This is a genomic window from Streptomyces botrytidirepellens (genome assembly GCF_003721215.1).
GTDB lineage: Bacteria > Actinomycetota > Actinomycetes > Streptomycetales > Streptomycetaceae > Streptomyces > Streptomyces himastatinicus.
This window is the reverse complement of record NZ_RIBZ01000757.1, coordinates 1-10,212: the sequence shown is the minus strand read 5'-3', so window position 1 is coordinate 10,212 and position 10,212 is coordinate 1. Positions and strand designations below refer to the sequence as shown.

Annotated in this window: 15 protein-coding genes; 9 read left to right on the top strand and 6 right to left on the bottom strand. The window is 69.2% G+C overall.

What is annotated here, in order from left to right:
* Nucleotides 1-135: 135 nt before the first annotated feature.
* Nucleotides 136-1,014, top strand: coding sequence for a deoxyribonuclease IV (locus tag EEJ42_RS38580; RefSeq protein ID WP_123106819.1), 879 nt, complete (start codon nucleotides 136-138; stop codon nucleotides 1,012-1,014).
* Between the two features lie 113 nt (nucleotides 1,015-1,127).
* The gene (locus tag EEJ42_RS38575) at nucleotides 1,128-1,619 is read left to right on the top strand and encodes a DUF4396 domain-containing protein (RefSeq protein ID WP_123106821.1); all 492 of its coding nucleotides are present in this window, start codon (nucleotides 1,128-1,130) and stop codon (nucleotides 1,617-1,619) included.
* A gap of 18 nt (nucleotides 1,620-1,637) precedes the next feature.
* Here EEJ42_RS38575 and EEJ42_RS38570 read toward each other — a convergent pair whose 3' ends face one another.
* The gene (locus tag EEJ42_RS38570; RefSeq protein ID WP_123106820.1) at nucleotides 1,638-2,069 is read right to left on the bottom strand and encodes a MarR family winged helix-turn-helix transcriptional regulator; all 432 of its coding nucleotides are present in this window, start codon (nucleotides 2,067-2,069) and stop codon (nucleotides 1,638-1,640) included.
* A gap of 99 nt (nucleotides 2,070-2,168) precedes the next feature.
* On the opposite strand from EEJ42_RS38570, the gene EEJ42_RS38565 reads away from it, so the two are divergent.
* Nucleotides 2,169-2,687: a phenolic acid decarboxylase gene (locus EEJ42_RS38565; RefSeq protein WP_123106818.1), complete on the top strand. Its 519-nt coding sequence runs from the start codon at nucleotides 2,169-2,171 to the stop codon at nucleotides 2,685-2,687.
* 15 nt (nucleotides 2,688-2,702) lie between these two features.
* Here the strand turns inward: EEJ42_RS38565 and EEJ42_RS38560 are convergent, their stop codons facing one another.
* Nucleotides 2,703-3,326: a sulfite oxidase-like oxidoreductase gene (locus tag EEJ42_RS38560; RefSeq protein ID WP_123106817.1), complete on the bottom strand. Its 624-nt coding sequence runs from the start codon at nucleotides 3,324-3,326 to the stop codon at nucleotides 2,703-2,705.
* A gap of 169 nt (nucleotides 3,327-3,495) precedes the next feature.
* Between EEJ42_RS38560 and bfr the strand changes: the two genes are divergently transcribed.
* Nucleotides 3,496-3,975, top strand: coding sequence for a bacterioferritin (bfr, locus tag EEJ42_RS38555; RefSeq protein WP_123106816.1), 480 nt, complete (start codon nucleotides 3,496-3,498; stop codon nucleotides 3,973-3,975).
* A 17-nt stretch (nucleotides 3,976-3,992) separates the two neighbouring features.
* On the opposite strand, the gene EEJ42_RS38550 is transcribed toward bfr, so the two are convergent.
* The 3 genes from EEJ42_RS38550 to EEJ42_RS38540 all read right to left on the bottom strand — a co-directional run bounded on the left by EEJ42_RS38550 (nucleotide 3,993) and on the right by EEJ42_RS38540 (nucleotide 6,189).
* Entirely contained in the window at nucleotides 3,993-4,241 is a 249-nt protein-coding gene (locus EEJ42_RS38550) for a (2Fe-2S)-binding protein (protein WP_123106815.1), read from the bottom strand.
* 128 nt (nucleotides 4,242-4,369) lie between these two features.
* Nucleotides 4,370-5,719, bottom strand: a complete 1,350-nt coding sequence (locus tag EEJ42_RS38545; RefSeq protein ID WP_123106814.1) for a class II 3-deoxy-7-phosphoheptulonate synthase — start codon at nucleotides 5,717-5,719, stop codon at nucleotides 4,370-4,372.
* Nucleotides 5,720-5,784: 65 nt separating this feature from the next.
* On the bottom strand, nucleotides 5,785-6,189 hold the full coding sequence (locus tag EEJ42_RS38540; protein WP_123106813.1) for an ATP-binding protein: 405 nt from the start codon (nucleotides 6,187-6,189) through the stop codon (nucleotides 5,785-5,787).
* Nucleotides 6,190-6,264: 75 nt separating this feature from the next.
* Between EEJ42_RS38540 and EEJ42_RS38535 the strand changes: the two genes are divergently transcribed.
* Together EEJ42_RS38535 and EEJ42_RS38530 are read left to right on the top strand one after the other, a co-directional pair.
* Nucleotides 6,265-7,083 carry a helix-turn-helix domain-containing protein gene (locus tag EEJ42_RS38535; RefSeq protein WP_123106812.1) on the top strand — a complete coding sequence of 273 codons (819 nt, stop codon included), beginning with the start codon at nucleotides 6,265-6,267 and terminating at the stop codon, nucleotides 7,081-7,083.
* Nucleotides 7,073-7,417, top strand: coding sequence for a DUF397 domain-containing protein (locus EEJ42_RS38530; protein ID WP_123106811.1), 345 nt, complete (start codon nucleotides 7,073-7,075; stop codon nucleotides 7,415-7,417). The genes EEJ42_RS38535 and EEJ42_RS38530 overlap by 11 nt, the downstream gene beginning before the upstream one ends.
* Nucleotides 7,418-7,466: 49 nt before the next feature.
* On the opposite strand, the gene EEJ42_RS38525 is transcribed toward EEJ42_RS38530, so the two are convergent.
* On the bottom strand, nucleotides 7,467-7,784 hold the full coding sequence (locus EEJ42_RS38525; protein WP_123106810.1) for an LppU/SCO3897 family protein: 318 nt from the start codon (nucleotides 7,782-7,784) through the stop codon (nucleotides 7,467-7,469).
* Nucleotides 7,785-8,220: 436 nt separating this feature from the next.
* Here EEJ42_RS38525 and EEJ42_RS38520 point away from each other — a divergent pair, with 436 nt between their 5' ends.
* The 3 genes from EEJ42_RS38520 to EEJ42_RS38510 all read left to right on the top strand — a co-directional run.
* A complete protein-coding gene (locus EEJ42_RS38520) occupies nucleotides 8,221-8,769 on the top strand; it encodes a flagellar hook-length control protein (RefSeq protein WP_123106809.1) in 549 nt (182 codons plus the stop codon).
* 15 nt (nucleotides 8,770-8,784) lie between these two features.
* Nucleotides 8,785-8,841 (top strand): trp operon leader peptide, encoded by a 57-nt coding sequence (locus EEJ42_RS54790; RefSeq protein ID WP_106516695.1) that lies wholly within the window; start codon nucleotides 8,785-8,787, stop codon nucleotides 8,839-8,841.
* A 93-nt stretch (nucleotides 8,842-8,934) separates the two neighbouring features.
* The coding region (locus EEJ42_RS38510; protein WP_123106808.1) for a chorismate-binding protein at nucleotides 8,935-10,212 on the top strand (1,278 nt) is incomplete at its 3' end.

Here is a 10,212-nt window from a genome sequence, read left to right as displayed (position 1 = left end):
GATTGAGGAGCGGGGGTGTGGGGGCGGAGCCCCCACCCGGGGGCCGGGGTGGAGCCCCGGGTTCGGGTAGGCGCGGGGCGGGGGACGAACCACCGGGCCGCCCAACTCGGCCGCGGGGGCTGGGATGCTGGAGGGGTGAGTACGAACCGCAGCCGCAATCCCATCGGCGGGCACATCCGCGTCGCCGGTGGCCTCGCCACCACCGGACTTCCGCACGCGCGGGACATCGGCGCCGAAGCCGTGCAGGTCTTCGTCGCCAATCCGCGCGGCTGGGCCACGCCGCCCGGCGTTCCGGCGCAGGACGAGGCGTTCCGTACGGCCTGCGCCGAGCAGTCGGTGCCGGTGTACATCCATGCCCCGTACCTGATCAACTTCGGGTCGCACACCGAGGCCACCGCCGACCGCTCCGTCGATTCGCTGCGGCATTCGCTCCGCCGCGGGCGGGACATCGGGGCGCTCGGGGTCGTCGTGCACACCGGGTCGGCGACCGGTGGGCGGGCGCGGGGGACGGCGATCGCGCAGGTGCGGGAGCGGGTGCTGCCGTTGCTGGACGAGCTGACGCATGACGACGATCCGCCGCTCCTCCTGGAGCCGACGGCGGGGCAGGGGACGTCGCTGTGCGCGCTGGTCGAGGATCTCGGGCCGTACTTCGAGGCGCTGGACCGGCACCCCAAGCTCGGCGTCTGCCTCGACACCTGCCACGTCTTCGCGGCGGGTCATGACCTGGCCGCGCCCGGCGGGATGAAGCAGACGCTCGACGAGCTGGTGGACGTCACCGGCAAGGGGCGGCTGAAGCTGATCCACGCGAACGACTCCAAGGACGTGGTGGGCGCGCACAAGGACCGGCACGAGAACATCGGCGCGGGGCACATCGGCGAGGAGCCGTTCCGGGAGCTGTTCACGCATCCGGCGACGGAAGGGGTGCCGCTGGTGGTCGAGACGCCGGGCGGGGCCGACGGGATCGAGGGGCACGCGGCGGACATCGCCCGGCTCAAGGCGCTGCGGGACGGCTGAAAGACCGGCTGAAAGACAGCGACCCACACCATTGAGGAATACCCCCTAGGGGTATAGCGTTCCTTTCACCGAAGGATCGCTACTACCCCCTGGGGGCATCCGACATGGATCGCATGGAGCACCACACGCACCACGCGCACGGCGAACACGGTCACAGCCACGGCAACACCCCCGCCAGCTGGCCCATGGCCGCCCAGGCCACCCTGCACTGCCTCACCGGCTGCGCCATCGGCGAGATCCTGGGCATGGCCATCGGCACAGCCCTGGCCTGGCACAACGCACCCACCATGATCCTGGCGATCGTGCTCGCCTTCGTCTTCGGCTACGCGCTCACGATGCGCGGCGTCCTCCGCGCCGGGCTCGGCCTGCGCAGCGCGCTACGGGTCGCACTGGCGGCGGACACCGTGTCGATCGCCGTGATGGAGCTGATGGACAACGGCACGCTGCTGCTGTTCCCGGGGGCGATGGACGCGACCCTCTCCGACGCGCTGTTCTGGCTGAGCCTGGCCCTCTCCTTCGCGGTCGCCTTCGTCGTGACCACCCCGGTCAACAAGTGGATGATCGGGAGAGGGAAGGGGCACGCGGTGGTGCACCAGTACCACTGACAACGGCCCGACGGACGGTCAGCCACCCGCCTCCAGCGCGGTGAGCAGGTCGTCGAGCGCGGGCAGCGCCCGCTCCAGCGCCTCGCGGCGCGACGGGTCGAGGCCGTCCAGCGCCCGGCGCAGGGCGGCCGTGCTGGTGCGGTCGTAGGCGTCGAGCATCTCCAGCGCCTTGGGCGAGGCCGCGAGCCGCACGGTGCGCAGGTCGACGGTGGAGGGGATGCGCTCGACCAGACCGGCGGCGGTCATCGCACGGACCAGGTTGCTGACGGTGGACGGCGCGACCCGCAGCCGCGCCGCGGCCTCGCGCGGGGTCGCGTCACCCTCGGCGAGCACCCGCAGCAGCTCGATCTGAGCCTCGGGCAGATCGGGGAGGTCTGCGGTGTGGCGGGTGCGCAGGACGGCCCTGCGCAGGGGGCCGAGGAGTCGGCCGAACTCGGTCGCGGTGTCCATGAACCCCATTCTGCCGGGCAGCACAGTTTTGACACAAAACAGTTTTGTTGCAAAATTGAATGGTCAGCCGAACCCAGACCCACCCCGAGGAGGCAGACCATGACCACCGTCGCCAACCCCGTCCCCCCGCAGGACCTCTCCGGGATCGTCGGCCACCGCTTCATCTACACGTACGCCAACGGCTGGCAGTACGAGATGTACGTGAAGAACGACCACACCATCGACTACCGCATCCACTCCGGCATGGTCGGCGGCCGCTGGGTCAAGGGCCAGCACGTCGACCTGGTCCAGCTGGACGACGACAGCTTCAAGATCTCCTGGAACGAGCCCACCGGCACCTCCGTCTCGGTGAACGTCATGCCGCGCAAGCGCCGCCTGCACGGCGTGATCTTCTTCCCGCACTGGGTCGAGGAGCACGGCGAACGCACCGTCTGCTACCAGAACGACCACCTCGACGCGATGCGCGCCTACCGCGACCAGGGCCCGACGTACCCGGTGTACGTCGTGCCCGAGTTCGCCAGGATCACCCTCTTCGAGCACGTCGGCGCGGACGACGAGTCGGTCATCGCGACGGCGCCCGGCGCCCTCCCCGAGGGCTGGTCCAGCCGCACCAACTGAGCCGGGCGGCGGACCCTACAGCTCGGGCCCGTCCCCCGGCTCCTCCTGGTACGTGTAGCGCTGCTCGCTCCAGGGGTCGCCGATGTTGTGGTAGCCGCGCTCTTCCCAGAAGCCGCGCCGGTCGGCGGTCATGTACTCGACGCCGCGGACCCACTTCGGGCCCTTCCACGCGTAGAGGTGCGGGACGATCAGCCGCAGCGGGAAGCCGTGTTCGGCGGTCAGCAGCTCGCCGTCCTTGTGGGTGGCGAACATGGTCGCCTCGGTCATGAAGTCCGTCAGCCGCAGATTCGAGCTGAATCCGTACTCCGCCCACACCATGACGTGCGTGACGTCGGGCGCCGGCGGCGCGAGCTTGATGATCTCGCTCGCCGCGACGCCACCCCATTCCGCGCCCAGCATGGAGAACTTGGTGACGCAGTGCAGATCGGCGACGACCGTCGAGTACGGAAGGGCGGAGAACTCCTCATGCGTCCAGCAGTGCTTCTCCCCGTCCGCCGTCGCGCCGAACACGCGGAACTCCCAGCGGTCCGGCCGGAATTTCGGGACCGGCCCATAGTGCGTAACCGGCCACCCGCGCTGGAGTCGCTGACCCGGGGGCAGCTGCGCAAGCTCTCCCTCGCGGTGCTCCGACTGACCCATGGACTCCATGCTCTCAGACCGCCGGGGGTGGTCGGGACCAGGGCATGCGGCACCGGGGCGGCGGCGGGGCAACTCGCACTAAGCGTGCCCTTGCTGGACGCCCTAGCTGCGGCGATGCAACGATGCCGGAACCTGGCATTCCCCCTTCTGATGGGAAGGAGCCCCTTCGATGCAGGGCGACCCCGAGGTTCTGGAATTCCTCAACGAGCAGCTGACCGGCGAGCTGACGGCCATCAATCAGTACTTTCTGCATTCGAAGATGCAGGACAACAATGGCTGGACACGACTGGCCGCATACACCCGGTCGGAGTCGTTCGATGAGATGAAGCACGCGGAGATGCTCACCGACCGCATCCTCCTTCTGGATGGCCTCCCCAATTACCAGCGGCTCTTCCACGTGCGGGTGGGCCAGACGGTCACCGAGATGTTCCAGGCCGACCGCCAGGTGGAGCTGGAGGCCATCGACCGCCTCAAGCGCGGCATCGAGCTGATGCGGTCCAAGGGCGACATCACCTCGGCCAACATCTTCGAGAGCATCCTGGCCGACGAGGAGGAGCACATCGACTACCTCGACACCCAGCTCGATCTGATCGAGAAGCTCGGTGAGGCGCTCTACATCGCCCAGCAGATCGAGCAGCCGAGCAGCTGACGGGCCAGGACGGCAGGCTAGGCGGCTTCGGCGGCCTCGACCTCGACCTCGACCGCCGCCGCGGCAGACAGCGCAACGGGCTCGAGCGGGGCATCGCGGCGCGGGCACGCGCCCCGGCCCAGGAGCGCCTGGATCTTGCGTACGCAGGAACCACAGTCCGTGCCCGCCTTGCAGGCACCGGCGATCTGGCGCGGTGTGCACGCGCCCGTAGCCGCGTGCTCGCGCACCTGCTTCTCGGTGATCCCGAAGCATGAGCAGACGTACACGGGCAGACTCTCCAGCGTTGATCAATAAGGTAACCCTTACCTTACCTGTCATGCCGGAGCCTTACAACGGCGTGGGGCGCGGATCGATGTGATCCGCGCCCCACCTGCGTAAATGATCTGTTTCGGTGCTACTGGTCCCGGTACATCTCCGCGACCAGGAACGCCAGGTCAAGCGACTGGCTGCGGTTCAGCCGCGGGTCGCAGGCCGTCTCGTACCGCTGGTGCAGATCGTCGACGAAAATCTCGTCGCCGCCGCCCACGCACTCCGTGACGTCGTCACCGGTCAGCTCCACGTGGATGCCACCCGGGTGGGTGCCCAGCTCCTTGTGGACCTCGAAGAAGCCCTTGACCTCGTCCAGCACGTCGTCGAAGCGGCGCGTCTTGTGGCCCGACGCGGCCTCGAAGGTGTTGCCGTGCATCGGGTCGCAGACCCAAGCGACCTGCGCACCGGACGCGGTGACCTTCTCCACCAGGTGCGGCAGCTTGTCGCGGACCTTGTCCGCGCCCATCCGCGTGATGAAGGTGAGACGGCCCGGCTCCCGGTCCGGGTCGATCTTGTCGATCAGCGTCAGCGCCTCTTCGGGCGTGGTCGTCGGGCCCAGCTTCACGCCCACCGGGTTACGGACCTTCGACGCGAACTCGATGTGCGCCCCGTCCAGCTGCCGGGTGCGCTCACCGATCCACACCATGTGGCCGGACACGTCGTACAGGTCGCCGGTCCGCGAGTCGGTGCGGGTCATCGCCGACTCGTAGTCCAGGATCAGCGCCTCGTGCGACGAGAAGAACTCGACGGTCTTGAACTCCTCCGGGTCCACCCCGCAGGCGTTCATGAAGTTCAGCGCCCGGTCGATCTCGCGCGCCAGCGCCTCGTAGCGCTGCCCCGAGGGGGACGACTTCACGAAGTCCTGGTTCCAGGCGTGCACCTGCCGCAGATCGGCGTAGCCGCCGGTGGTGAAGGCGCGGACCAGGTTCAGCGTCGAGGCCGACGCCTGGTACATCCGCTTCAGCCGCTGCGGATCCGGGATCCGCGCCTCCTCCGTGAACTCGAAGCCGTTGACGGAGTCGCCGCGGTACGTCGGCAGGGTCACCCCGTCGCGGGTCTCGGTCGGCTTCGAGCGCGGCTTGCTGTACTGCCCGGCAATCCGGCCGACCTTCACCACCGGGACGGACCCGGCGTAGGTCAGCACGGCGCCCATCTGGAGGAGCGTCTTCAGCTTGTTACGGATCTGGTCGGCGCCCACCCCGTCGAAGGCCTCGGCGCAGTCACCGCCCTGGAGCAGAAACGCCTCACCCCGGGCCACGGCCCCCAGGCGGTGCCGCAGCTGGTCGCACTCGCCCGCGAAGACGAGCGGCGGATAGGCCTCGAGCTCAGCGATGACATCGCGCAGAGCCTCTTGGTCCGGCCAGTCAGGCTGCTGCGCCGCGGGAAGGGACTGCCAGGTGTTGCCACCGGCGTGGGATTCAGCGTTCACGGTCACCCGGACAAGGGTACGGGGTCTTCCTCCGCGTCCAGCCCGCCGCCCACGGTGTGAGACGCCCCGCCTCATGCTTTGAGCTCGAACCACACCTTCTTCCCTGGTCGGTCCTGGTTCCGCTCCACGCCCCACGCGTCCGTGACCAGCTCCACCATCGCCAGCCCCCGCCCGTTCTCGTCCCACGGCCCAGCCGCGCGCCTGACGGGCACGACGGACGAGGCATCCCCGACCTCGACCCGCAGCTTCCCCTCCTGCGCCAGCAGCAGCACGGTGCAGCTCCCGCCGGGCACGTGCTTGATCACGTTCGCCAGCAGCTCGGTCACGGCCAGTCCGGCGGCTTCATCGAGATGCGGCATGTCCCACATGGCGAGGAACGTACGGACGATACGTCGGATGTGGCGGGCCGCGTGCGCGGACAGCGTGGTGAAGGTCAGGTGGTAGTGGGGCGGCGGGTACGCAATGTCTTCGTTCACGCCACAAAGGATGGATCCGGACGATTACGCTGGGCTACCTCACGAACACAACGTGCTGGTTGTTGGGGGGCTGTCATGCCGAACATCCGAAAGCTGGACCCGACTACGTCTCCGATGCATCACCTTGGCGCGGAGCTACGCCGATATCGCGAGGCCGCCGGGCTTACACAGGATCAGTTGGGCGGGAAGGTGTACTGCACGGGTTCGCTGATCGGTCAGTACGAGACGGCGCGGAAGATTCCGACGCGGCGGTTCACGATGCAGCTCGACGACACGTTGGGTACTGGCGGGGCGTTGTTGCGGCTGCTGGAGATGGCGTTGTGCTTCCAGGTACCGCTACAGGCCCAGGAAATCGCCGACTTGGAGGCGGAGGCCACGCAGGCGTACTTCTTCGAGCCATCAGTGGTGCACGGTCGTCTCCAGACCAAGGAGTACGCACGGGAGGTACTGTGCGTCCTCCACAAGGACAGCCTCGACGCCCGGTTGGCGAACCGATTGGATCGTCAACTGATCCTGGAACGGCAGAACCCGGCGCTGATCTGGGTGGTTCTCGGCGAGTCCGCGCTGCATCAGATCGTCGGCAGCCGGGAGATCATGCGAAACCAACTGGCCCATCTGTTGGAGTTCCGCGACCACCGGTCGGTGCACATCCAGGTGCTGCCCTTCGCCGCTGGCGCGCACGCCGGACTTCTAGGCGCGTTCAGCCTCTTCCGCTTCCGCAATAGCCCGGACCTCGCCTTCAGCGAGGATTACGAAGTGGGCCACTTGACCGCCAATCCGGAGGACGTCACCGACCGCACGCTCCGTTACGCTCACCTCCAGGCCGCCGCGCTGTCCATCAAGGACTCGGCCAGCCTGATCGCTCGCGTGATGGAGGACCGCTATGGGCAATGACCCTGTTTCGATAGCCGTACGGTGGCGCAAATCCAGCTACAGCGCCGACCAAGGCGAATGTGTGGAGTGCGCCCCTCTGAGCGGCGCTACGTGGCGCAAATCCAGCCACAGCAGCGACATAGGCAATTGCGTGGAGGCCGCCCCTCTCGACGGCGCCGCGTGGCGCAAGTCGAGCTACAGCGGAGACATCGGCGGCAGCCAATGCGTGGAGGTCGCCGGGATACCCGGCCGGGTCGCCGTGCGTGACTCCAAGAACCCCGACGGGCCCGTCCTGCTCCTCTCCCCCACCGCCTTCGGCGACTTCGTCACCGCCGCCGCCAACGGCACCCTCTGAACGACCGTGACCGCCACCCCACACACGGGCGGCGGTCACGGACACCGCGTCACTTGCTGATGCGCTCCATGCAGAGCGTGAACTGCGGCCTGCCGTTCCGCGTCAGCTGGTACGTCGCGTACTGCGGATCGCAGCTGTAGTCCATCACCTCACGCTGCTTCACCTTGTAGTCCGCGGTGGCGCCACCGCAGTCCACGATGGTGAGGTCCGGGTCGCTCTCGGAGCCCTTGTTCTGGAGGCAGTCACCGACGTCGGCGGAGGACGCGCTGGTGCTGTCCGTGTTGGCCGGGCCGGTGTCGGGGGTGTCGTTGCCCAGCACCCCGTACCAGACACCGCAGAAGATCGCTACCAGGACACCGGCGATCATCTGGATCTTGGTCTTGAGGTTGAAGCGGCTGAAGAAGCCGCGCCGGGGCGGAGGCGGCGGTGCCGGGGCGCCCGGGTAGGGCTGACCATACGGGTACGGCTGCTGCGCCGGGTAGGAAGGGCTGTGGCCGTGGGGCGGCGGTGCTGACGTGGACAGAGCGGTTCTCCCCGTTGATGAGCATGACGATGACCGCGCATCAGACCGATACGCGGGCCCTGTAACTTAACGGCCCCCACCGACAGCCCCGGCGTCCGGGGTCGCCACCTTCACACCCCGCCCGCATCCCACCCCCCCGCGCAAGAGCGGCTATTCGGGCTTCCTGGGGCCACTTACGGCCATCCCGTGAAGAAACCGCGATGGAATCGTGTGCTCCTCGGACGCTGTTCGGGTGACCGGCCCACCCTCGTGGCCGGTGCTCATCCGAAGGAGTGCTCTCATGAGGAAGTTGCTCCGCCGCAGCGCCGCCGCCTTCGCGGCCGCCGCCTCGCTCGCGCTGATGTCGCTGACCGCCACCCCGGCGGCCCAGGCGGCGCCCCAGACGCCTGCCGCCACCCACGCCGGGATGACCTGGACCGTCGCCGAGAAGCAGGCCGACGGCACGATCCGCGTCAGCTCCGACCCCCAGACCAACGCGTACCGCGGCGACACCCCGGCCACCGCCGTGCTGCCGGTGCTGTGTCTCAGAGTCACCGGCGCGCCGGTGCCCAGCAGCATCACCCCGGACTTCTACCACCCCTGGGCGCGCGGCACCGTGGCCGCGACCCCGCCCGTGTCGGGCACCCAGCTCACCAGCCGGGCGGCCGCCGACGGCATCTGCGAGCAGTACTACGGGCCCGGCTGGCGGATGGGCGAGCACCACGACGGGCGCTACGGCCCCAACCTGGAGTACGGCGGTGGATGGTCCTTCTGGGCCTACGGCTACGTACCGGAGAACACCCGATTCTGGACGGCCATCGACGGCCAGCCTGCCAATCCCTGGGACTGAGGTAGAGTCCTGACCATGTTCGCGCGACTGACCATGACCTGGTGGTGGACCGCTCATCCGGCGGCCCACTGAATCGCGCGCACCCACAGACACACGCGAAGGCCGCCCGAGGGGCGGCCTTCGGCGTTTCCGCGGGTCGTTCCTCCTCTCCGGAAGGAACCCGCCATGCACAACGCAGACGCTCAGGCCCTCGTCGCCCGCCTGCTCGCCGACGACTGCCCGCCCTTCGCCCTGCTGCACCGCCGTACGCCAGGACATGCCGCCGACACCGTCGAGGTGCTCATCGGTCCGGCCGGTGAGGTGGAGCGGCTGACCGATATCCCGCTGCCGACCGGGGCGCCGGAGGGCGGCGGGCCGGTGAGCGACGCGCTCGCGCTGGTGCCGTTCCGGCAGATCCGGGAGCGCGGGTTCGACGTACGGGACGACGGGACGCCGCTGGCCGTGCTGCGGCCCGAGGAGACGTACGCGCTGCCGCTCGCCGAGCTGCTGGACGCGCTGCCCGCGCACGACGTGCGGGTCGAGGGCGGGCGCTTCGACGTCGGGGACGACGCGTACGCGGAGATCGTGAGCCGGGTCATCGAGGACGAGATCGGCACCGGGGAGGGTGCCAATTTCGTGATCCGACGGACCTTCGAGGGCGAGATCCCGGGGTTCGCGAGTACCGACGCGCTCGCGCTCTTCCGGCGGCTGCTCGCCGGTGAGCGGGGCGCGTACTGGACGTACGTCGTACGGCTGGGCGGCGGGCGGACGCTGGTCGGGGCCAGCCCTGAGGTGCACGTACGCATGTCCGGCGGGACGGTCGTCATGAACCCGATCAGCGGGACGTACCGCTACCCGGAGGGCGGGGCGTCGGTGGACGGGCTGCTGGAGTTCCTGCACGACCCCAAGGAGGTGGAGGAGCTGTCCATGGTCGTGGACGAGGAGCTGAAGATGATGTGCACCGTCGGCGACATGGGCGGCGTCGTGGTCGGGCCGCGGCTCAAGGAGATGGCGCACCTCGCGCACACCGAGTACGAGCTGCGGGGCCGCTCGTCGCTGGACGTGCGGGAGGTGCTGCGGGAGACGATGTTCGCGGCGACCGTCACCGGGTCGCCCGTACAGAACGCGTGCCGGGTGATCGAGCGGTACGAGCCGGGGGGCCGTGGCTACTACGCGGGCGCGCTCGCGCTCATCGGGCGGGACGGCGGCGGCGCGCAGACCCTCGACTCGCCGATCCTCATCCGCACCGCCGACATCGACGGCGACGGGGCGCTGCGGGTGCCGGTCGGGGCGACGCTGGTGCGCCACTCCGACCCGCGGGGTGAGGTCGCCGAGACACACGCCAAGGCGGCCGGGGTGCTGACCGCGCTCGGCGTGCGGGAGGCGGCCGTGCGGTCCTCGGGGACCGCCCGGCCGCGGCTCGCGGACGACCCGCGGGTGCGGGCGGCGCTGGACGCGCGGCGG

Excerpts from the sequence above, each read along its gene's own strand:
- EEJ42_RS38575 (WP_123106821.1), top strand. The coding sequence starts at position 1,128 with ATGGAGCACCACACGCACCACGCGCACGGCGAACACGGTCACAGCCAC.
- EEJ42_RS38570 (WP_123106820.1), bottom strand. The coding sequence starts at position 2,069 with ATGGACACCGCGACCGAGTTCGGCCGACTCCTCGGCCCCCTGCGCAGG.
- EEJ42_RS38565 (WP_123106818.1), top strand. The coding sequence starts at position 2,169 with ATGACCACCGTCGCCAACCCCGTCCCCCCGCAGGACCTCTCCGGGATC.
- EEJ42_RS38560 (WP_123106817.1), bottom strand. The coding sequence starts at position 3,326 with ATGGGTCAGTCGGAGCACCGCGAGGGAGAGCTTGCGCAGCTGCCCCCG.
- bfr (WP_123106816.1), top strand. The coding sequence starts at position 3,496 with ATGCAGGGCGACCCCGAGGTTCTGGAATTCCTCAACGAGCAGCTGACC.
- EEJ42_RS38535 (WP_123106812.1), top strand. The coding sequence starts at position 6,265 with ATGCCGAACATCCGAAAGCTGGACCCGACTACGTCTCCGATGCATCAC.
- EEJ42_RS38530 (WP_123106811.1), top strand. The coding sequence starts at position 7,073 with ATGGGCAATGACCCTGTTTCGATAGCCGTACGGTGGCGCAAATCCAGC.
- EEJ42_RS38525 (WP_123106810.1), bottom strand. The coding sequence starts at position 7,784 with ATGATCGCCGGTGTCCTGGTAGCGATCTTCTGCGGTGTCTGGTACGGG.
- EEJ42_RS38520 (WP_123106809.1), top strand. The coding sequence starts at position 8,221 with ATGAGGAAGTTGCTCCGCCGCAGCGCCGCCGCCTTCGCGGCCGCCGCC.